We start from the raw sequence: 20820 nt of genomic DNA, 5'->3' as shown, positions 1-20820 counted from the left end.
CCGCCCCTCCCGGACGATGCTCTCAGGCGGGGACCGAGGTGGGGACGACCGGGATCTCCCGCCCCGGGGTCACCCGTCTCAGCTGCTCGCGGGCGGCAACCAGCGCCGCGGCGATCTCCCGGGTGCCGGTGGAGACGCACAGCGTGTAGCTCACGTCCTCCAACCTGCGGGCCACCCCGTCGACGCCCTGTCCGTGCTGTGCCCGGAGTTCCTCGTAGCGGCGCAGAAGTTCCTCGAGTACCGCGGGGTGTGCCATCAGCATCGCGCTCTGCCTTTCTCTCATACCAAGGCACCCGTGTAGGCCGAACGGGTGCGGAAAGCATTCCTGGGACGAACCGGCGAGGGCCTACGACCGAACGCCATCAGCGGCGCACCGCGCATGCCCGGGGTAATGCGGAATACGGTTACAGAAGGGAGAGGGGGCGGGTGACCCGGTAACAGCACGGCTCACCTGGGGGAACGCGGACGGATGAAAGCCGGCCGCTTCCTGACCTCTGCTCTACAACTGTGCCCAGCTGCAGACGGTTCATGCAAGCGTGAGGGCTTTGTCGGTCCCCATGTTTACCTTTCGGCCCATGGGTACTCCTCCTTACAAGGTATCCGGCGTACGCGGAACTGAGGCGCCGACGGGTTGGGAAAGCAGCCCGCGGCGCCGCTCGGGGCCTTGACGCCTGCCCCTCCTTCGATGAACGGCCGTCACTCCGATCGAGATGGATGAGGAGTACCTCATGCCTGCTGGGTCCAGCGCGAAGCGTGAACGCCAGTACGAGCACATCAAGAAGAGCCAGGAGGAGCGGGGCAGCTCCGAGAAGCGCGCCAAGGAGATCGCCGCCAGGACGGTGAACAAGGAGCGGGCCAGATCCGGCGAGTCGCGGACGGCGAGCAGGACGTCGACGCAGGACAGGAAGTCCGCCTACGAGCGCGGTGGTGAACGCTCCCACCAGGGCGCGCAGGGCCCTACCAAGGACCAGCTCTACGCCGAGGCGAAGAAGAAGAACATCGACGGGCGCTCCTCGATGAACAAGGCGGAGCTGCGGAAGGCCCTAGGACGCTGACCTGCCGTGCGGCCGGTGAGCCCCATGCGAAGGAGGACGTATGAGCGATCAAGCACGCGGCGACGATGTGTACCAGCCGCAGAGCGACGACGGCCAGGACCCGCCCAACGACGAGCTGGACCTGGAGAACACGCTCGGCGAACGCGGCCTGGACGACCAGATGGAAGAGGGCTACTCGCCTCCCGAAGGTCCGCTGGGTGTGAACAGGTTCGGCACCACGGGCGAGGAGGAGCGGGAGGGCGAATCGCTCGACCAGCGGCTCGCCCAGGAGGTCCCGGACGTCCAGCCGCCCGACGGTGACGGCATCGGCGATGTCGCGGAGGGCGAGGGCGAGCCCGAGGAACGGATCGACGGCGACGCACGGGCCGGGCGGCTCACCGCGGCGGACGACGCGACCGGCCGGAACACCGATGTCTTCGCCGAGGACGTCGGCATCGACGGCGGGGCCGCGTCGGCCGAGGAAGCGGCCGTGCACGTGGCCGACGAGGAGGACGGCGGAGGCCGGGAGGGCTGAACCGCCGTACGTGACCCGGCGGACCGCCCGGTACGGGACGCCGGGTACCGACCGCCCGGTTGGCTCAGCCGAGGTGGACACCCCTCTCGGGCCTGGCCATACACCGCGAAGGCCGTTGGTGGCCGGACCACCGGACCCCGCTCACCCCATTTTCACCCGTTTGGGTGGGATTGATGCTGGTATAAGTTCTACTGTGCTTCGGACATGAGGCGCCCGTGGGAGTCCCGGGCTGCCTCTGTCCGGTTACGCGCGCTCCCCCGGCGACCGAGCATCGTCAGCTTTTCGCCGTCGAGGAGTGACCACCATGCAGGCTGCACCTAGCCCTGAGTTCGTGCCGGATGCGGGCACCCCGCCCACGGACGACGCGTTCCGGAGGTTGAGCGCCCTTCCCGAGGGAGCCGGGCGGGAGGCGCTGCGGAACGAGATCGTCTGTGCCTGGCTGCCGATGGCCCACCGGCTGGCCGCCCGCTTCCGCAGCCGGGGTGAGTCGATGGACGACCTGCGCCAGGTGGCCGCGATGGGGCTCGTGAAGGCGGTGGACCGCTACGACCCCTCCCGGGGCAAGGCCTTCGAGACGTACGCCGTGCCGACCGTGACCGGCGAGATCAAGCGGCACTTCCGTGATCACACCTGGGACGTCCACGTGCCCCGCCGGGTCCAGGACCTCCGTAACCGGGTCCGCACCGCGCGCCGCGATCTCGCCCAGCGGCTCGGCGGCCGGGCCCCGACCTGCGCCGAGATCGGGGCGGAGGCGGGGCTCACCGAGGAGGACGTGCTGCTCGGCCTGGAGGCCCTGGAGAGTTACAGCGCCCTGTCCCTGGATGCCGAACCGGCCGGTGCCGACGGTGGAGTCCCCCTGGCCGACCGGCTGGGCTCCTGCGATCACGCCCTGGACGTCGCCGTCGACCGCGAGGCCGTCAAGCCGGAGCTGCACAGGCTGCCGGAGCGCGAGCGGACCGTTCTCTATCTGCGGTACTTCCGCGACATGACCCAGGTCAGCATCGCGGAGCGGCTCGGCATGTCCCAGATGCACGTCTCCCGGCTGATCAGCCAGTCCTGCGAGCGCGTGCGCGCCGGGGCCATGAAGGAGGCCGTGTGAAAGAACGCCTCGCCCGGCTCGCGTAGACGACGGGCCCTACCGCTACCGGTCCCAGCCGGCCTTCCGGCCGGCCAGGGGCGCGGTTTCCTCGCCCCTGCCTTCCCGCTCGCCGTGCAGGAACGCGTTGAGCGCCTCCTCGGCCGCAGGGTTGGGGCCCCTCACCTCGGGCGGGCCGGGCTCAAGGGCGTTGGGCTCGGGGTGGGTTCACATGTGGCGTCCTCCCGGACCCGGCGGCAGGATTCGGCGATCAGGCGGGAGACGTGCATCTGGGAGAGGCCGAGTTCGGCGGCGATCGCGCTCTGGGTCATCCCGGCGAAGAAGCGGAGGTAGAGCACCCGTCTCTCGCGCTCGGCCAGCCGGCTGAGGCCGGGCTTCGCCGCCTCGCGGTCGAGCACCAGGTCGAACGCCTCGTCCGTGGCGCCCAGCCGGTCGCCCAGGAGCGTCTCCCCCGCTCCGGCGGCCGTCTCGACGTCGATGGACAGAGCGGTGAAACCGTGCAGCGCCTCGCTCCCCTGCCGTACCTCGTCCTCGGTCAGGCCGGTGTGCTCGGCGATCCGTGCGGGTGAGGGGGCGACGCCCATGGCGGCCAGCTCGGAGCCGGCGAGGCGGATGGCGTTGCGGAGGTTCTGAACGCGGCGGGGGACGTGGACCGACCACATGCGGTCCCGGAAGTGCCGTTTGATCTCCCCCGTGACGGTGGGGACGGCGAAGGGGGCGAAGGCGCGGCCGATGGCGGGGTCGTAGCGGTCGACGGCGTTGACGAGACCGATCGCCGCCACCTGCCGCAGGTCCTCCAGCGTCTCGCCCCGATTGCGGTAGCGGGCTGCCAGGCGGTGGGCCATGGGCAGCCAGGCACAGATGATCTGCCCGCGCAGCCGCTCCTTGGCGGGGCCGGCGGGCAGCTCCGCGAGGCGACGGAAGTCCGCTGCCGTGTCGGGGTCGTCGGCGTACCGGCTTTCCTCGGCCATGGGGTGCGGCTCAACTCCTCGCCGTACGGGATCGATGGCGCCGGGAGGGTTACGTGCCGATGCGGGGCCCCTCGTCAGGGAGGGCGGCCCGCGCGGCATCCGTCACCGGGGCGTGCCTCACCTCCGAAGCACCCTCGTTGCCTTCCCCGGTGCACGGAACCGCGAAAACGCGGGGGTGGTGCGTTCACCCGACCGGTCGCCGGGCTGGTTGCTGCCGCCCGCCGTCCGGGCGGTCCTGGAGGACGGGTTCCGGTACCGGGGACCGGGTGGTCGGGGCCTCGGTCTCCCGCCCTGAGCAGGGTGATGGGCCCGAGGCCGGTTCGTCGGCCACGTACCAGGTGCATGTCGGACCCGAGCGGTTCGAGGGGCGCACGGTCGTCCGGCACGTCGACCGGCCGGGGACGCTGGAGGCGGAGGGCGGCCCTTGGGGCAGATGACCACGGCGGACGCGACAGGTTCGCCCCGGGCACCGGATCGGCCTGGGCCTGCACCCATGGGCCCACTCATGCGCAAGTGGACGCCGTCGGGGAGGGCCTCTCCGGGGTGCGGGGCGGCCTGAGGCCGGATCAGGAGAGTGCGGCGATCCACCGGGCCATGCGCTCGTACGCGTCGAGGACCCGGGAGTGGTAGGGCCCGTAGAACTCCGCGCAGTCCAGGCCCACGGCTTCGTAGAGGTCGGCCGCGCCGCGGGGATCCCCCGCGTCACCGGTCAGCTCGGCCAGCCGGAACCGGGCGTCCACCACGTCGGGGTGATCCGCCGTGTGCTCGGACAGCAGCTCCCGTACCCGCTGTTCCTGCGTGTGGACCCGGTCCATGGGATCGCTGGTGGCGGCGGGCAGGGCGGAGGGTGTCGTCACCTCGGTGCCGGCGGCCGGGCGTTCCGGGCGGTGCTCGACAGATCCGCGGATCGTCCGGGCCACGGCCCTGGCGTGCTGGGGGCGTTGCGCCGGGTCCTTCGCGAGCAGGCTCATCACCAGGTCGCTGAGGACGGCGGGGACGCCCCGCCGGACTCGGCCGAGGTCCACCGGGCGCTGTCGCAGGTGCATGGTGACGATCGCCGCGGAGTCACCGTGGCGGCTGGTGAAGGGCGGGTTGCCGGTCAGCATCTCGTACATGACGCAGCCCAGGGAGTACAGGTCGCTCAGATGGGTTCCGGGGTCGTCGCCGGTGCAGCGCTCGGGGGCGATGTACCGCCAGGTGGCGCCGGCGCCATGGGTCTCCGTGACGTCGAGAAGGCGAGCCAGCCCGAAGTCGACGATCCTGGCGTTGCCGTTGCCGTTGATCACGATGTTCGCCGGCTTGATGTCGCGGTGGACGACGTCGGCGTCATGGGCGTCGGCCAGGCCTTCGCAGATCTGCACGGACCAGCGCGTGACCTGCGGGAGGGTCAGGACGCTGCCGGGTCCCACGTAGTGGTCCAGGGACTCGCCGTCGATCCATTCCATCACGAAGTAGGCCTGGTCGCCCTCCTGCCCCCGGTCGTGGATCGCGGCCACATAGGGGCTGCTGATCCGGGCCATGGACTGCCACTCCTTCTCGTACCGCGCCTGCATCTGCTCGGTGAGCGCGTCCCTGCGGCGGCTGCCGCGCATCCGGTCCAGGGCGAGCAGCTTCACCGCCACGGAACGGTTCATCTTGTTGTCGTGGGCGAGCCAGACGTCGCCCATTCCGCCGCTGCCGAGCTTGCGGTCGAGCCGGTAGCGGCCGTCGGCCAGCACCCGGGCGTTGCTCATGCGTGGTCCTCTCCCAGCTCGACCGGGGACCAGGTCTCCAGCCTCGCCGCCACCGCCAGGCCGTGACGCCACTCGGCGCTCAGGGTCAGGACCTGGTTCATGGCTTCGTTGAGCTGCCGCACGCTCTCCGCCTGCCGCCGAACGCCCTCCTCGCGCAGGCCGTGTCTGCGTACGGGCACCCGGATGATCCCCCACAGCGCTCCGCATCCCAGGGCGACGGCGAGGAGGAGGAAGAGCGCGAAACCGATCCCGGTCAGGAAGGGCAGCAGCAGTACCGCGTCGAGCACGGCGAGAGCACCGCATCCGAGGGTGAGGGCCCAGCTCGGGGCGACCGACTCGACGTGCGAGCGGATCCGGCTCTCCTGGTAGGCGTGGAGCTCCTCGGCCACCTGGACGGTGTCGAGCGGCCCCGATCCGTGGGTGGGCACCTCGCAGGACCAGCCGTCGACCGTGAGGACCACGGTGGCGGGCATGCTCGTACGGGACCTCAGGGCCAACGCGGCGGTGGCCTCGCGGACGCTCTCCCAGACGCAGCTCAGCGCGAACCGGCGCCCAGGCGGCCCCAGCGACAGACTCTCCGGGGCGAACACCGCGCGCTCCAGCAGCGTCACGAAGTCGAGGGTTTCCTCCTCCAGGGTGGGGTCGCCGAGGACGACGGCCTGGGTGTTCCCGTCCTGGTCGATCAGCTTCTGGAGCTGCGCCATACGCCGCCGCAGCCGGGCCTCGTCCGGCTCCTGCTGGTCGATGAGGTGGTCGAGGGCTCGGTCGGTGTACTGGCCCTTGCGGCCGGACACCGGCCGCTGCGCGGGGAACTCCTCCATCAGATAGCGGGCGGCGCCACTGGCGGCCGTCGCCGACTTCCAGCTCTCCTCGACGACGTCCCAGCCCCCACCGCTCAGCTCACGCAGCGCGGCGAAGCCGTCGGTCGGCTCGGCCGCGGAGAACCGGCGCAACCAGGGCTGCCAGCGCCTGAGCCGGGTGCTGGAGGAGGCGGGCCCCCAGCTGAGGGCGGCAGGGTCCTCACGGAACCATCGCGCCATGGTCTCGGAGGCGTACGTCAGGGCTTCGTGGCCCAGTTCCGCATCGGCGATCGCGTCGAGCAGGACCGTGAACTCCGGCCCGAGTTCGTCGCGCCGGAGCGATCGCAGATAGCGGTCCATCCATGACGCGGCCTCGCTCAGCCGGCCCATCCTGGACCAGGTCAGAGCGAAGAACAGTTTGGACTTGGCCGGATCGCGGCAGGAGAAGGCGTACGACGTGGCCCGGGAGACCTGCCCGTCGTCGCCCCGGTGCCGGGCCGCGACGGCCATCGCGGCCGGTGCCAGCCAGTACGTCGGCTCCGCCAGCCAGCGCTCGGCGACACAGGCGTCGATGACGGCCGGGTCCACCGACCCGTCCCGCACGGCCTGTGCCGTCAGCTCGTGGACCAGCCCCCGGGCCAGATTGCGGGTGCGCTGCCGGTCGGCGTAGTCCGCCTTCCAGATGACCGTCAACTGGCTCAGTTCCGCACGGGCGTTGGCCACGGCCTGGTGCCTTCCGTAGCGCTCCAGGAAGCCGGCGAACTCCTCATGGATGCTGTCCACCGTACGGGCGATGGCGGCGACCTCCTGCCGCACCTCGGCCAACACGGCTTTCTGGCCGTCCAGTTCGTCCTTCAATCCGGTCAGCGCCGCGTCGCGGACGGGATACTGGGCGATCAGGCGGCGCACCGCCTCCGCGTTCTGTTCGTGCGCCGCGCGAAGTGCCCGCAGCCCCTCCCGCAACTCCTCCAACGCGCTTACGGATTCCTGCTGTTCGTTCATGAGCCCCCGCCGAGATCCCTCGTCACATGCGAACCGGGCTCATTATCCGGACAACGTGGCCTCCGCGGAATTACTCTGACCGAAGTCCGTCACCGCCACGGGGGAAACGTGCTGGAAGACCGCAGTGCAGTGAGCCGTCTCTCCTTCGGGAAGGACGACGCGGAGAACGATGTCACCGTCGGGCTGCTGAGCCCGGCGGTGTTCCAGGAGACCTATGCCTACCGGGAGGCGCTCTCCGGCCGGAAGTCATTGATCATCGGCCGGAAGGGGGCGGGCAAGAGCGCGATCTGCCAGCAGCTCGTCAGCCCCGGCGGCCATCCCGGCCCCACCGCCGTGATCACGCCCGACGACGCCACCAGCAACGAGATCCGCCGGTTCGAGCTCGTCGGCGTCACCGAGGACACAGCCAAGTCCCTGATCTGGCGCTACCTCTTCGCCGTGCAGGCCGCCCAGGAGGTGGTCGCGCACGCCCGGGCCTCGCACGGCCGGCGCACACCGACGTCCGTCCGCGCGCTGCGGAAGTTCCTGGAGGCGAACGGCGAGGCCGGGGAGGAGCGGCTGTACGACCGGCTGCGGCGCGGGGTGCTGGGGCTGCAGTCGGCAAGCCTCTCCCTCAAGGCGTTCGGTGTGGAGGCGGCGGTCGAGATGGCCGGCGCGCCGGAAGGGGCCCGCGCCGACCGGCAGCTCGGCGTCCTGGAACGGGGCGTCGCGCTCGCCTTCGAGGAGCTGGGCTGCGCGACGGCGCACGAGCCCCTGCTCCTCCTGGTGGACAAGGTGGACCACGGCTGGACCATCGACCCGGACAGCCACTCCCTCGTCACCGGCCTGCTGCTGGCCGCGAAGCATGTCACCGGAGCGTACGGCGGTGCGGTGCGCTGCGTGCTCTTCGTCCGTTCGGACATCTACGATTCGCTGCGGTTCAGCGACGCCGACAAGTTCCGCAGCGACGAACTCCACATCTCCTGGAACCAGCGGGGACTTGAGGACCTGGCGCTCGCCCGCGCCAGAGCGTCGCTGAAGGTGGACCTCTCCGCCGAGCAGCTGTGGGGGCAGCTCTTTCCCGCCGAGGTCTCCGGGGAGCCGATCACCGCCTACCTCTTCCGCCGGTCGCTCCCCCGCCCCCGCGACGCGATCCAGTTCCTCAACCTGTGCCGCGACGCGGCGCACGAGCGGGACAACGGCCTCATCGGCGAGGACGACGTCATCGCGGCCACCGAGAGGTTCTCCTCCAGGAAACTCAACGACCTCGCGACCGAGTACCAGGTCAACCATCCCTACCTGGACGCGCTGTATCCGATGTTCGAGAACACCGGATACATCGTCATGCGGCAGGCGCTGGAGACCCGCTTGGCCGCTCGCGCCGAACGGCTGCGCCAGGAGTTCGCGGACTACGCCGACAGCCTCACTCCGGCCGGGGTCATCTCCGTTCTCTACGGCATCGGGTTCCTCGGGGTGAAGCGCGGCAACGACGTGGTGTACGCGGGCGGGCCGAAGGCGCCGCCGCAGCCCGGCGAGGACGAATTCCACGTCCACCCCTGCTTCCGGCCCGCGCTGGGCAGCCAGGGCCCCGTCGAGCTCACCGCGTACAGCCCCACCCGGGTCGAGAGCCGCAGCCGGACGGCGATCGGGCCGCTGCACTCCGATGTCGGCCTGGGAGTCAGCCGGGAGGTGCAGCTGCTGGGCCAGGTGATCCAGTCCTGCGAGCGGCTGCTGCGCCGGCTGGCCCGGGCGGGTCTGCCCGAGTCCATCCGGGCCGCGGTCCACACCCAGGTCAGCCATGTCCTGGGGGACGCGCGTGCGGTCCTGGAGGAGCTGCGGGCCGGCTCCTCGGTGGACGTCTCCCGCCATGTCCTGGCCGCCTCGGGATATTTCGACGCCATCGCCGTCCAGCTCTCGGGCCACGGCTTCCAGGACGAGCCGATCACCCGGGGGTTCGCGGACGAGGCCCGGCTGCTGCTCCGGGCCGTCGGGGGTGCGGTGGGGGGCGGCCGGGGCTCGTCCTCGTCCGGCTAGGGCCTGCGGCAGGCGAGTTCGGGCATCCGGGAGCGCAGTTCACGGCAGACGCCGGCGCCGTCCCCGTCGGGCAGGCGGATGTCCAGCGGCCGGCAGAGCCGGGCGTGCACGATGCTCAGCGGCAGAGTGCGCGGAGCCGCCTCACGCGCCGCCCGGTCGGCCGCCGCCAGACTCTCCGGCGAACCGTCCATCCCTACGGCCACGGCCTTCTTCACGTGTCTGCCTCCGTACGTCCGTACGCGACCGGCCCCCTCGGCCGGCCGCAGGAGCCGGCATTCCGCCCGGACGCACCCACGGGAGGGCCGGTCGTCCCTTAGGTCCTGGACGTTCGGCGCCGGGAGTCCCTCAGGTCGCGTCCGGCGGTGCGAGGCCGACGTGTTGCGCGAGGAAGGTGAGGCACTCGGCCTGGAGCGCCACCGCGCGTGAGGCGGCGCGGTCGCCGTGGCCGACACCCCGTTCCAGCCGGAACAGGACCGGTCCCGGGCCGGTGGACGCGTGCTGGAGGGCCGCGCACATCTTGCGGGCGTGCAGCGGGTCGGTCCTGGTGTCGCCGTCCGACACGGTCAGCAGCACCGGCGGATAGGCGGTGCCCGGGGTGACGTGGTGGTACGGGGAGTAGCTCAGCAGCGTCCGCAGCTGGGCCGGGTCCTGGGCGCTGCCGTACTCGGGCACCCAGCTGGGTCCCAGCCCGGACAGCTCGTAGCGGACCATGTCCAGGAGCGGGGACATGCAGACCACGGCGGCGTACGCGGCGGGCCGCTGGGTGAGGGCGGCGCCGACCAGGAGGCCGCCGTTGGAGCCGCCGATGATCGCGATGCGGCCCGGTTCGGCCCAGCCGCGCGCGACGAGGTGGTCGGCGGCGGCCGCGAAGTCGTCGAAGGTGTTCTGCTTGTGCGCCCCACTGCCGGCCCGGTGCCACGCCTCGCCCTCCTCGCCGCCGCCGCGCAGCCCCGCCCAGGCGAAGACCCCGCCCGCCGCGACCCAGGCGAGGACCTGCGCCCGGTAGCGCGGCGACATCGTGCCGCCGAAGCCGCCGTAGCCGGTGAGGAGGACCGGGCGGGGGCCGTCCGGGCGGCCGCTCGGAAAGATCACGAACATCCCCACCGTCGTGCCGTCGCGGGACGGGAAGGTGGTCCGGCAGGTGACCGCGCCGCCGGCCGCCGGTGTGGGCCGGGGGCCGCGTTCCCAGGGCGTGACGCCCAGAGTCCGGGCGTCGAAGCGGAGGACGCGGGCCGGGGTGGTGAAGTCGGTGTACGAGAACCACGCCTCGCCGCTGCCGTGCGGTCCGGCCGAGAAGTCGCCGACCGTGCCGGTGCCGGGCAGCGGGACCTTGGCCAGCCGGCGTCCGTCGGTCAGGTCGTGCACGGTCACCTCCGCGACCGTGCGGTGGGTCCAGGCGGCCAGGCCGAGCGGGCGGCCGAGCCCGGAGCCCGACAGGACGACGAGGTCGGTGAGGATCGCGTCGGGACGTTCGGCGATCACCTCGCGCCAGGCGGCCGGGCCCCGGTGCAGGTCGGCCGGTCGGCACGCGACGACCCGGCCACGGGCGGCGCCGCGGTCGGTACGCAGCCACACCACGTCGTCCCCTCCGGTGCCGGGCGCCAGGTGCAGGCGGGTGACGGCCGCCATGTCGTCCTGGACGGGCCGGAACACCGGTCGCTCCAGGGAGCCTTCGGCAAGGTCGGCCAGGTACAGGGCGGTCCCCCGGCCGGTGCCCCGGGTGGCCGTGACGGCGAGCCGCCGGCCGTCCTCGCTCACGGACACGCCGTAGAACTCGGTCCGCTCCCGCCCCTCGCCGAAGACCACCGCGTCGGCGTCGGGCGTGGTCCCGGTCCGGTGGAGGTGGACGCGGCGGTGGTAGCGGCCCTCACCGGGGTGCAGCCGCGGGTCCAGAGCCCGGACGTAGTAGAACGCCTCGCCTCCGGGCAGCCAGCCGATCGACGACTTCCGCACCCGGTCCACCGGCCCGTCGACGACCTTGCCGGTGCCGACGTCGATCACCCGCAGCAGCGAGTCCTCCGTACCGCCCCGCGACACCTGGAAGGCCAGCAGGTCCCCCTCCAGGGACGGCTGCCAGGCGTCGAGCACCGTACGTCCGGACGGGTCGAGGGCGACGGGGTCCAGCAGCACCCGCTCCGGTGTGCCTTCTCCTGCCTCCGCGACCACGAGGACCGGATGCTCCTGGCCCGCGTCCTGCCGCAGCCAGAACAGCCTGCCGCCGCGGGCCTTGGGCGCCGTCGCGCGGTCGACGGCGGTGAGCGCCGCCACCCGCGCCCCCCATCGCTCCAGGCCGTCCCAGGCCGCCCGCTCCTCCTCGTACAGAGCCTCCTGTTCCGCACTCCAGCGGCGTGTCGCGGCGCAGTCCGCGTCCTCCAGCCAGCGGTACGGGTCCGGGGCGCGCATGCCGTGGAGCTCCTGCACGAGGTACTGCCGGTCCGCGTGGGGGTACCGGCGCTGGGTCGTTCGGGGGACGGGGGTCACTCGGTTCTCCCTCGGAGCGTGGCGGGCGGCTTCAGCGCGGCGGACGTGTCCCCAGGAGGGCTCTCGGCGGCCTCCGTGCCGGGCAGGGCTCGCCAGGCGTAGACGCCGGAGGCCACGACGAACAGCCCGGAGACCGCGAAGATCGTGTCGATGGGGCCGAACCGGAGGGAGCCGGCCGAGCCCGCGATGTCCCTCAGGACGGAGCTGGCGAGCCAGCCGGAGAGTACGGCGGCGAGCATCGACGCCAGCTGGGTCACCGGATAGAAGACCGCGACCACCCGGCCCCGGTACTCGGGGGCCGCCGCGGCGAGCAGCAGCGGGGCCATCGCGGTGTTCAGCATGGTGAGCGGAACGGTGAAGAGGAACAGGACCGCGATGCCGCCGATGAACCCGGTCTGCCGGGAGTAGGCGATGAGCAGCGCGCCGCTGACCAGCAGGCCGATCCAGGTGGTCCGCCGCGCACCGATCCGCTGCACCACGCGGCCCGCGCAGAGCGCGCCGACGATGCCGCCGAGCCCCATCGCCGTACCGATGTAGCCGTAGAGGTGGGCGGACATGTGGAGGTTGTCCGTGGCGAAGAAGATGTTCAGGGTGGAGAGGGCGCCGAGGCCGAACTGGCCGATGACCGCGAGCAGCACCAGCGCGACCAGGAACCTGCTGCGCGCGAAGAAGCGGAGGCCGGCGGTGAACTCGCCCAGCAGACCGCCGGTCCGGCTCGCGGCGTGCTCCGGCGCGGTGTCCGGGCCGGTGGCCGCGGGCGCGCGGGACGGGAGCGGCCGGATGGAGCGGATCGCGAGGTACGACACCGCGTACGAGAGCGCGTTGAAGAGCAGCGCCCACTGGAGGCCGGCTGTGAAGAGCAGCGGCGCGGCGAGCGGCGGTCCGACGATCCAGGCGGTCTGGCTGGTGGCCTGGGCGATGCCGGCCGCCCGGGCGCGGTCGGCATCGCCGGTCACGAGGTCCGCGATGACCGCGAAGCGCGCCGGGGTGAAGAACTGGCTGGCCGCGTTGAGCGTGAGGACGGTCGCGTAGACGAGGGCGAGCCAGAGGCCGACGGGGAGCGCGTGCACCGGCAGGAACGAGACGGTGGTGAGGGTGACCACCAGTACGCCGCGGACGACTTCGCTCCGCAGCATGGTGGCGATCTTGTCCCAGCGGTCGACGAAGACGCCCGCGAGCGGGCCGACGAAGAGGACGGCGGCGCCGGTCGCCAGCAGGACACCGCTGACGGCGGCGGGCGCCCAGGTCTTCTCCTTGGCCAGGACGGTGGCGACCCACAGGACCAGCGTGGTGCTGAAGACGGCGTCGCCGAGGGAGGAGACGGCCTGGCCGATCCAGAGCCGGGTGTAGTCGCGGTTGATGAGGGTGAGGCGCGGGCTCATGACGGCCGCCCGGCCGACGCCAGGGTCAGCGCCATCAGCGCGGTCACCAGGGTCGTGTGGTACGCCAGCCGGAAGAGCTCGCCGCCGGTGGCCGCCCCGGCCGCCGCGAGCGCGGCCGACCGGCCGGGGATCGCGCCGTCGGGCCGCTGCGCGCGCGCCAGGCACTCCACTGCGGCGGCGCCCGAGGCCGTGCGCAGCGGCTCGGCGCCCAGGATGAACTGGGTGAGGAGGAGTTCGGCGGCCAGGTCCCACCGGTCGTGCCCGACGCAGTGGGTGAGCATGCGGTCGGTCAGGTTCCGGGCGTACGTCAGGGTGTCGCCGGCCAGCGCGGGGCGGGAGCGGCCGAAGTCGCCGAGGTAGAAACCGGCATGGGTCAGGGCGTACGCCTGCGGGGCGGTGAGCGGCGCCGTGTCGCCGCTCTCCTCGGCGCGGAGTGCGACGAGCGGGCTGTGCGGGACGAGTTCGGCGTACGGCTCGATGCTGTGGCGGAGACCGGCCTTGTCCGCGTAGTAGCGGATCTCGATGCGCTGGTACGGCGTCTTGCCCTCCGGTGCGAGGAAGGCGGCGGGCAGGCGTGCGAGCGCGGCGCTGCGGCAGGTGCCGTCGATCCCGTCGGGAGCCAGGGCCGCGTAGATCAGCCGGTAGACGGGGGCGTGTTCGGGGTGGGCGGCGAGGAGCGGCGGGAATCCGGGGTGCTGCCAGAGGGTCCGTACGAGGGTGGCGGCGGCGTCCAAGGAGTCCGGCGGCTTGTCCAGGCGGGCCGCGCAGTGGCAGAGGAGGGCCAGTTCCAGTGCGGCCTTCGCCGGAGCGTGGGTCGCCGTGGAGGCGCTCGCGGAGAACGGGTCGAAGTGGTCGAGGTGGTGGCCCAGCCAGTCGAGCGCGCCGGCGGAGAGCTGGTCGAGGGGCGAGTCCATGGCTACAGGCGCCCCGTCTCGTACAGGTGGTCGAGCAGCGCCGCGTCGACGGTGTCGCGGAACGCGGCGAGCGTCCGCCCGTCCTCGTCGTAGCGGTAGAGGTCCTCGCAGGCGATCCAGCGCTCCTCGGTCCGGGGCCCTGGCAGGTATCCCCCGGCGGCCGTGCCGACCTCCCAGTCGGGTTTGCCCGCCGTCTCCCAGCAGCTGGCGAGGGTCCCGTCCGCGCTCACCACCGCGCCGTACCGGCCGCCGTCGTGACCGCAGGTGGGGCAGGGGCGGCGGGAGCCGGGGCGGGTCACGGTGAAGCCGAGTTCGAGCGCCCGGCGCTGCCACCGGGTGAAGGCGGCCGGGAGTTCGCCGGTGTGCAGCAGGTCGTTGGCGTAGCCGATGCCGACGTCGCCGACCCGGGCGAAGTAGAGGGTGCAGCGGGCCGGGTCGAGGGCTTCCGCGAGCCGTTCGACGAGCCGGTCGACGCCGGCGAAGTTGTCCTGGGAGACGTTGACCCGCAGCGTCCACCGGATCGGTGCGGCCTCCGAGGCCCGGACGATGTTGCGGACGATCGTGTCGAAGGTCCCGCCGCCGTCGGCCCGGCCGATCCGGATCCGGTCGTGGTCGGGGCGGTCGCCGTCGAAGGTGACCTGGACGGAGTCGAGCCCGAGGTCGGCGAGCTGCCGGGCCAGGGCCGGGGTGAGCAGCGTGGCGTTGGAGATCATCCAGGCGGAGGTGAGCCCGATGTCCTGGGCCCGCTCCAGCAGTTCGAGGCAGCCGCGCGGGTTGAGCAGCGGTTCGCCGCCGAAGAGCAGGATCCGGAGCCGCTCCAGCTCGGATTCGGCCATCCGCTGCCGGGTGAAGTCGAGGACGGAGGTGATGGTCCGCGAGGTGAGGCGGGTCCGGGCGATGCGCGGCGGGCGGGTGCCGCCGGCCGGGTCCTGGGCGGTGTTCTGGAAGCAGTAGCCGCAGCCGAGGTTGCAGTGGGTGCTGGTGAGGACGGTCAGCGCGTACGAACGGGGCGGCGCGGCGGAGAACATACCGCGCTCGCGCAGCAGTTGCTCCGATCCGGGCAGCAGCGTCCCTTCCGGTGTCACGTGCCGGCTCCCGAGGCGGACGACTCCGCCAGGCCCGAGGAACCACCAGTTCCGCTTGCCTTCGAGGAGGCGCTCTCCACCGGTGCGTTCGGTCGCCGGTGCCAGTTGTTCCAGACTCATCGTGTCCCCTTGGCCGCTGTGTTCCGCGCGCGCACGCGTACGCGCCGTGTCCGGTCGGTCGACCTGCTCGACGCTCATCGGATGCCTCTCGTCGCCGCCGCCGCGGCCTGCTCCGTCCGGCCGTTCGTGACGACGAGCATCGCCAGCGCGGTGCCGAGCGTCGCCTGGTAGGCCCGCCGGAAGAAGGCCACGGACGTCGTGTCCGCCGGAGCCCGCTCGGCGGCGGACTTGCCGGGTATCGCGCCCTCGGGTGTCATGGACCGCGCGAGCATCCGGACGGCCGCCGCACCCGAAGGCGTACGCAGCGGATCCAGCCCGAGGCAGTGCTGGGCGAGGACGAGCTTGGCGGTGAAGTCCCAGGCGCCTTCCCGCACGCAGTGGTCCGTGAGCCGTTCGACGGTACGGGCGATCCGCTCCAGCGCCTGGCCGGCCGGGCCGGGCCCACGGAAGCCGAAGTCGCTGACGTGGAAGAGGGTGTGGGTGACCTGGCAGACGTCCAGCCCGGCCGTCGGCAGCCCGTGGGCCCGGGCCGCCAGGCTGCTCGCGTACAGCTCCTCGTACGGCGCGAGGCGGTGCGCGAGACCGGCGAGGTCGGCGTGGTACCGGGTCTCCAGGTGCAGGTAGGGCGACTTGCCGCGCGGGGTGAGATAGCCGTCGGCCGTCAGCCGGTCCAGGGCGGCGCGGTGCGCGCCGGTGACCGTGCCGGACGGCGCCAGCGCCGCGTACATCAGCTGGAATTGCCGTGCGTAGCGCGGGTCGAGAGCGAGGAGGCGGGCGAACTCCGGCCGCTGCCAGGCCCTTTCCACCACAGCGGTTAGATCGTGGAGGCCGGGATCCGAGGGCGCGAGCCCGGCCCAGACGCGGCGGAGCAGGGCGAGTTGGAGGAGGGCCTTGACGCGCGGGGTCGCCGGGAGTCCGGCGCGGGCGGCCGGTGAGTCGAGGTAGCCGGCGTGGAGCGCTGTCCACCGGAGCGTGCCGGTCGACACCGCCGCCGCGGCCTCGTCAAGGCCGGCTGGTCGCGTACGCATGATCCTCCTTCCGTGGCGCGGATGTCCGGGCCGTCCGCTCGACGACGTCGGCCGCGAGGGCCGCGCTGTCGACGGCGGCGAGCCTGCGGCCGAGTGCCCGTGCGCGGTCCCGCAGTCCGTCGTCCCGCCATGCCGCGTCCAGCACCCGCGCCGGGCCGGCCGGATGTTCTCGTGAGGCGGACAGGTGCACCGCCACACCGGCGCGCAGGCAGGCTGCGGTCAGCAGCGGCTGCTCGGAGCCGTTGGGCGAGAGGGCGAGGGGCCGGCCGCGCAGCAGTGAGGCCAGGACCGGGGCCGAGGTGCCGCTGGCCAGCACCGGGCCCGCCAGGTCGATGAGGGGGCCCATCCAGGGTTTGCGTACGAGCAGGATGTCGGCGTGCGGGCCGGGCTGCGGGTCCGTGGAGCGGCCCTGCTCGACCACGGCCTGGAACGGACCCTCGGTGAAGGCCCTGTTGAGCGTGGGCCACAGACTGCCACCGCCGAAGTTGCGGCCGAGGTGGACGTAGACGACGGGTTTGCCGGACCGGTCCAGGTGGCGGGTGATCTCGTCCAGCTCGGCCGGATCGTGCGCGGGTTCCCAGACAAGTGGCCCCACATGCACTACCTGCTCCGGAAGTTGCGCACCCGGGTACTCCAACTCCGGAGCGCCGCGCAGGAGCAGTGCGTCGCCGAGCAGCGGGCTGCCGCGCCAGCGGGAGGTGCGGGCCGGCTGTCCGGCCCGCTCCCGTACGGAGGCGTAGAGCAGGTGGCCCTCCTGCGTCCGGTTCTCCCGGGTCCGGCCGTACTGCGGTTCCCCTTCGCCCCCGGTGCGGTAGTCCCACAGGTGGGCCGCGAGCCCGATCACGACGACGGGGAGGTCCAGCGTCTCGGCGGCGAGCAGGGTCCCGTTGCACAGGACCGAGGTGACCAGCAGGTCGGCGTCGGCCGCACGGGCGGCGCGCAGGGTCGCCCGGTACTGCGCCACGCCGGTCGCTCCCCAGCGGGCGGCGGAGAAGGCTCCGTCGCCGCCGAAGTCCTCGGCAGGCGCGAAGGCGAGTCCGGCCTCGGCGACGGCGGGCCCGGCGGTGGACCGGCCGAGCACGCTGATGTGGTGGCCCCGGCGCCGGAGTTCGCGTCCGGCGGCGAGGGCCGGGTAGAGGTAGCCGCCGTCGCTGAGCGGGCAGAGGAGGATTCTCACGACATCCGGACCTCGTGGTCGGGCCCCTGCCGGACCGTGCGGAGGTGCCGGGGCTGCGTCGGACGGGCGGCGGAGGTCACTCGGTGCTCCCCTCGGGGCGGGTGGCGGTCTTCCCTGGGCGGGCTGCGGTTCCTGCCGTACGGATTGCGGCTCTTCTCGTACGGGCCGCGGTTTTTCTCGTACGGGCCACGGTTTTTCTCGTTCAGGCTGCGCAGGGCTCCCCGGCTCTCGGCGCGGGGCCGGGAACCGGGGAAGCCGTGCGGTGCTCAGTGCCTGACGGGACGTGTCAGAGCTGGCTGGAGCCGTTGATGATGCAGCCGGCTTCGAGCTCCTGGTCCTCGCCGTGCGCGACGACCTCCATGTCCTCGGCCTCGATGTCAGCGGGCTCCGGGTTCGTGTTCTCGGACATCCTGTTCCTCCTTGGTGAGCGGCGTCCGCTGCGCCGACTGAGGAGAACGTACGAGCGGGAGGTATGGGAGCACCTGACCACCGGTTCGAAAGCGGTATGGGACCGGCTGCACCACGTCCGACCTGCGGAGATCCCACCGGATACGAGCCAAGGACTGAAACGTGTGGCAGCGGGTAGGCGGGTTGCGTTTGAGGGCTGCGTGGTGCGGCCGACGCGACGGGGGACACGACATGGAACTGCTGATGGCGGACCGAGCGACCGAACAGGACCCGCAGGCGCCGGGCACGGGCAGCGTGCTGGCCAGCGCCGCGTACGACATGGGTTCGGGAGAGATCGCCCGAGCCCGGGGCTTCGTCCGGGAGTTCCTGGCGGACGCGCAGTCGCTGCACGGTCTGGCCGTCTCCGCACGGGCGATGGATCTCGCGCAGCTGGTGGTGAGCGAGCTGGCCACCAACGTCTGCAAGTACGCTCCGGGCCCGTGCCTGCTCGACCTCGAAGCGGGCGACGGCCTGCTGGGCATCACGATGTGGGACAGCGGTTCGGTGCTGCCCACCAGCCGGCAGACCGATCCGACCCGCATGGGGCAGCACGGGCTGGAGATCGTTCTGGCGGTCTGCGAGAGCTTCGAAGTGCGCCGCGAACCGGTGGGCAAGCGCGTCCGCGTACGGATCTCGCTGCTCGACGGCCCCCAGGGCGGGTCGACGGCCTGGTAGGGCTTGTGGCTCGGCTCGCTCCTTCGGCCTGGCACGGCAGAACCCCCACAACGGACCGTTGTGGGGGTGCTTTTCGTGGGCCTGTACCGGCGGGCCCCGGTTCCGGGGCCCGGTGTCAGTTCTGGGTGAGCATGCCTTTCCTCAGCGTGGTGAGGAGGCGGGAGAGGAGCCGGGAGACATGCATCTGGGAGATGCCCAGATGTTCGCCGATCTCGGCCTGGGTCATCTCCTGGCCGAAGCGCATCCGGACGATCTCCCGGTCGCGCTCCTCCAGGGTCTCCAGCAGCGGGGCCAGGGCATGGAGGTTCTCGATCAGCTCCATGCCCGGGTCGTAGTCGCCGGTGATGTCGGCGTAGCTGGTGGTGCTGTCGGAGCCGCCTTGGTCGGTCCCTCCGATCGGCAGGTCGAGGGAGCCCGCCGTGTAGCCGTTGGCGGCGATGAGGCCGTCGATGACCTCCTCCTCGCTGATCGCCAGGTGCTCGGAGAGTTCGGCGACGCCGGGGTCGCGGCCCAGGGTGGAGGTGAGCTCCTCCTTGGCCTTGGCCAGGGCGACGCGCAGTTCCTGGAGGCGCCGGGGGACGTGCACGGACCAGGTGGAGTCGCGGAAGAAGCGCTTGATCTCGCCGACGATGTACGGGATCGCGAAGGAGGTGAACTCGACCTCGCGCGACAGCTCGAAGCGGTCGATCGCCTTGATCAGGCCGATGGTCCCGACCTGGATGATGTCTTCCATCTGGCCGTCGCCGCGATTGCGGTACCGCTTCGCGGCGAACTGCACCAGCGACAGGTTCATCTCGATGAGGGTGTTGCGCGCGTACTGGTACTCATGGGTGCCCTCTTCGAGCACCTGCAACTGTTCGAAGAAGAGCGCGCCCAGCGCCCGGGCGTCCTTCGGCGCGATCTTCTGCGGATCGTCGATCTGCGGGAGCGCCGCCGGTGCGACGACCCCGGTCGCGGCCTCCATGGATATCGACATTACGACCTTCCCTGTCCCAGACGCTGCCGCGGAAATCCGCCGGCATGTGGCTGCGGGTACCCGGGTTCCCGCGGAACACGCCTGCGGGAACGACGGCGTTGACGGATCCGCCGGGACCGCCCCGGCACGGTCGGCCGGGGCCGCAACCTCATGGACATGAGTACCACAGGCCGGGAAACCCGCTGGGTATGACAGACACAGCGAAGCCGGGCCCCGGCAAGGAAGACGGGCGCGGAAACGTCCGCCGCGAGGGTGGAGCGGGACCTGACGCGGAGGTGGCGGAGCGGGCCCCGGACCAGCCGTCCGAGCTGCCCCGGCGCTCCTGGACGGCGGTGCTGCGCGGCACCTTGAAGGAGTTCCAGGACGACGAACTCGCGGACCGCGCCGCCGCTCTGACGTACTACGGAGTGCTGTCGCTGTTCCCGGCCCTCCTGGTGCTGGTCTCGCTGCTGGGCATCGCGGGCGAGTCCGCCACCCGGGAGGTACTGGAGAATCTGCGGAAGCTGGCACCCGGTTCCGCCCGGGACATCATCAGCGATGCCGTGGAGCAGCTCCAGGGCAACGCCGGTGTCGGCTCGTTCATGGCGATCGTGGGTCTGGCCGTCGCCGTCTGGTCGGCCTCCGGTTACGTCGCCGGGTTCATCCGCACCTCGAACACCGTCTACGACATGCCGGAGGGCCGGCCGGTGTGGAAGATCCTGCCGCTGCGCCTGGCCCTGACCGTGACGCTGATGGTCCTCGCGTGTGCCAGCGCGCTGATCGTGGTCTTCTCCGGCGGCATCGCCCGGCAGGCCGGCGCCGCGCTGGGCATCGGGGATACTCCGCTGACCATCTGGTCGATAGCGAAGTGGCCGGTCCTGGTCCTGCTCGTCGTCGTCATGATCGCGTTGCTCTACTGGGCCGCGCCGAACGCCAAGGGCCGCGGCTTCAAGTGGGTGACGCCGGGCAGCTTCCTGGCGCTGGTGATCTGGCTGGCCGCGTCGGCCGGCTTCGCGTTCTACGTCGCGAACTTCGCCTCGTACAACAAGACCTACGGTGCCCTCGCCGGTGTGGTCGTCTTCCTGGTGTGGCTGTGGATCACCAACCTGGCGATCCTGCTGGGGCTGGAGTTCGACGCGGAGTTGGTCCGCCAGCGCGCGATCGTCGGCGGACACCCCGAGGACGAGGAGCCGTACGTGGAACCTCGCGACACCCGCGCCTGGAGCGACGACGTCCGCCGCCGCATGGAGCAGCCGTGAGCGGTGCCGGCTTCTTCGGCGAGGACGGGTGCGGCCGCGGTTGCTGGGTAGCCGGACGGTGACGGCGTACACATCCGGACGCCGGTGTTCCGCCGTGGCGGTCCACGCCGTGC

General features: G+C 72.0%; 18 protein-coding genes and 1 pseudogene. 6 read left to right on the top strand and 13 right to left on the bottom strand.

The window, feature by feature from the left end:
• Positions 1 to 22: 22 nt before the first annotated feature.
• The gene (locus ACIRR8_RS31090; protein ID WP_404071238.1) at positions 23 to 262 is read right to left on the bottom strand and encodes a DUF5133 domain-containing protein; all 240 of its coding nucleotides are present in this window, start codon (positions 260 to 262) and stop codon (positions 23 to 25) included.
• Positions 263 to 728: 466 nt separating this feature from the next.
• On the opposite strand from ACIRR8_RS31090, the gene ACIRR8_RS31085 reads away from it, so the two are divergent.
• The 3 genes from ACIRR8_RS31085 (at position 729) to ACIRR8_RS31075 (ending at position 2668) form a co-directional block, all read left to right on the top strand.
• Entirely contained in the window at positions 729 to 1055 is a 327-nt protein-coding gene (locus tag ACIRR8_RS31085) for a plasmid stabilization protein (protein ID WP_404071109.1), read from the top strand.
• 40 nt (positions 1056 to 1095) lie between these two features.
• The gene (locus ACIRR8_RS31080; protein ID WP_404071108.1) at positions 1096 to 1569 is read left to right on the top strand and encodes a DUF5709 domain-containing protein; all 474 of its coding nucleotides are present in this window, start codon (positions 1096 to 1098) and stop codon (positions 1567 to 1569) included.
• Between the two features lie 304 nt (positions 1570 to 1873).
• The gene (locus ACIRR8_RS31075) at positions 1874 to 2668 is read left to right on the top strand and encodes a SigB/SigF/SigG family RNA polymerase sigma factor (RefSeq protein WP_404071106.1); all 795 of its coding nucleotides are present in this window, start codon (positions 1874 to 1876) and stop codon (positions 2666 to 2668) included.
• A 158-nt stretch (positions 2669 to 2826) separates the two neighbouring features.
• On the opposite strand, the gene ACIRR8_RS31070 is transcribed toward ACIRR8_RS31075, so the two are convergent.
• The 3 genes from ACIRR8_RS31070 to ACIRR8_RS31060 form a co-directional block, all read right to left on the bottom strand.
• Positions 2827 to 3636 (bottom strand): SigB/SigF/SigG family RNA polymerase sigma factor, encoded by an 810-nt coding sequence (locus ACIRR8_RS31070; RefSeq protein WP_404071104.1) that lies wholly within the window; start codon positions 3634 to 3636, stop codon positions 2827 to 2829.
• Between the two features lie 566 nt (positions 3637 to 4202).
• Positions 4203 to 5369: a serine/threonine-protein kinase gene (locus tag ACIRR8_RS31065; protein ID WP_404071102.1), complete on the bottom strand. Its 1167-nt coding sequence runs from the start codon at positions 5367 to 5369 to the stop codon at positions 4203 to 4205.
• Positions 5366 to 7171 (bottom strand): hypothetical protein, encoded by a 1806-nt coding sequence (locus tag ACIRR8_RS31060; RefSeq protein ID WP_404071100.1) that lies wholly within the window; start codon positions 7169 to 7171, stop codon positions 5366 to 5368. Before ACIRR8_RS31060 ends, ACIRR8_RS31065 begins: the two co-directional genes overlap by 4 nt.
• A 129-nt stretch (positions 7172 to 7300) precedes the next feature.
• On the opposite strand from ACIRR8_RS31060, the gene ACIRR8_RS31055 reads away from it, so the two are divergent.
• The gene (locus tag ACIRR8_RS31055; RefSeq protein WP_404071099.1) at positions 7301 to 9184 is read left to right on the top strand and encodes a P-loop ATPase, Sll1717 family; all 1884 of its coding nucleotides are present in this window, start codon (positions 7301 to 7303) and stop codon (positions 9182 to 9184) included.
• An 8-nt stretch (positions 9185 to 9192) separates the two neighbouring features.
• Here ACIRR8_RS31055 and ACIRR8_RS31050 read toward each other — a convergent pair.
• The 8 genes and pseudogenes from ACIRR8_RS31050 to ACIRR8_RS31015 all read right to left on the bottom strand — a co-directional run.
• Positions 9193 to 9399: pseudogene (locus ACIRR8_RS31050) on the bottom strand (universal stress protein); the annotation flags it as partial.
• A 130-nt stretch (positions 9400 to 9529) separates the two neighbouring features.
• Complete coding sequence (locus tag ACIRR8_RS31045) at positions 9530 to 11665, bottom strand: prolyl oligopeptidase family protein (protein ID WP_404071097.1); 2136 nt, start codon at positions 11663 to 11665, stop codon at positions 9530 to 9532.
• On the bottom strand, positions 11662 to 13047 hold the full coding sequence (locus tag ACIRR8_RS31040; protein ID WP_404071095.1) for an MFS transporter: 1386 nt from the start codon (positions 13045 to 13047) through the stop codon (positions 11662 to 11664). Before ACIRR8_RS31040 ends, ACIRR8_RS31045 begins: the two co-directional genes overlap by 4 nt.
• Positions 13044 to 13961 carry a DUF6895 family protein gene (locus tag ACIRR8_RS31035; protein ID WP_404071093.1) on the bottom strand — a complete coding sequence of 306 codons (918 nt, stop codon included), beginning with the start codon at positions 13959 to 13961 and terminating at the stop codon, positions 13044 to 13046. The genes ACIRR8_RS31040 and ACIRR8_RS31035 overlap by 4 nt, the downstream gene beginning before the upstream one ends.
• Positions 13962 to 13963: 2 nt before the next feature.
• Positions 13964 to 15166, bottom strand: a complete 1203-nt coding sequence (locus ACIRR8_RS31030) for a radical SAM protein (RefSeq protein ID WP_404071092.1) — start codon at positions 15164 to 15166, stop codon at positions 13964 to 13966.
• Between the two features lie 74 nt (positions 15167 to 15240).
• A complete protein-coding gene (locus ACIRR8_RS31025; RefSeq protein WP_404071090.1) occupies positions 15241 to 16194 on the bottom strand; it encodes a DUF6895 family protein in 954 nt (317 codons plus the stop codon).
• Positions 16169 to 17371 (bottom strand): glycosyltransferase, encoded by a 1203-nt coding sequence (locus ACIRR8_RS31020; RefSeq protein ID WP_404071089.1) that lies wholly within the window; start codon positions 17369 to 17371, stop codon positions 16169 to 16171. The genes ACIRR8_RS31025 and ACIRR8_RS31020 overlap by 26 nt, the downstream gene beginning before the upstream one ends.
• 286 nt (positions 17372 to 17657) lie before the next feature.
• Entirely contained in the window at positions 17658 to 17780 is a 123-nt protein-coding gene (locus tag ACIRR8_RS31015) for a hypothetical protein (protein WP_404071087.1), read from the bottom strand.
• A gap of 230 nt (positions 17781 to 18010) precedes the next feature.
• On the opposite strand from ACIRR8_RS31015, the gene ACIRR8_RS31010 reads away from it, so the two are divergent.
• Positions 18011 to 18493: an ATP-binding protein gene (locus ACIRR8_RS31010; RefSeq protein ID WP_404071085.1), complete on the top strand. Its 483-nt coding sequence runs from the start codon at positions 18011 to 18013 to the stop codon at positions 18491 to 18493.
• Between the two features lie 115 nt (positions 18494 to 18608).
• Here ACIRR8_RS31010 and ACIRR8_RS31005 read toward each other — a convergent pair whose 3' ends face one another.
• Entirely contained in the window at positions 18609 to 19469 is an 861-nt protein-coding gene (locus tag ACIRR8_RS31005) for a SigB/SigF/SigG family RNA polymerase sigma factor (RefSeq protein ID WP_404071083.1), read from the bottom strand.
• Between the two features lie 188 nt (positions 19470 to 19657).
• Between ACIRR8_RS31005 and ACIRR8_RS31000 the strand changes: the two genes are divergently transcribed.
• Complete coding sequence (locus tag ACIRR8_RS31000) at positions 19658 to 20707, top strand: YihY/virulence factor BrkB family protein (RefSeq protein WP_404071082.1); 1050 nt, start codon at positions 19658 to 19660, stop codon at positions 20705 to 20707.
• Positions 20708 to 20820: the final 113 nt, after the last annotated feature.

The organism is Streptomyces sp. NPDC101178, assembly GCF_044767965.1.
Lineage (GTDB): Bacteria > Actinomycetota > Actinomycetes > Streptomycetales > Streptomycetaceae > Streptomyces.
This window is presented reverse-complemented; position numbering and strand designations above follow the sequence as displayed.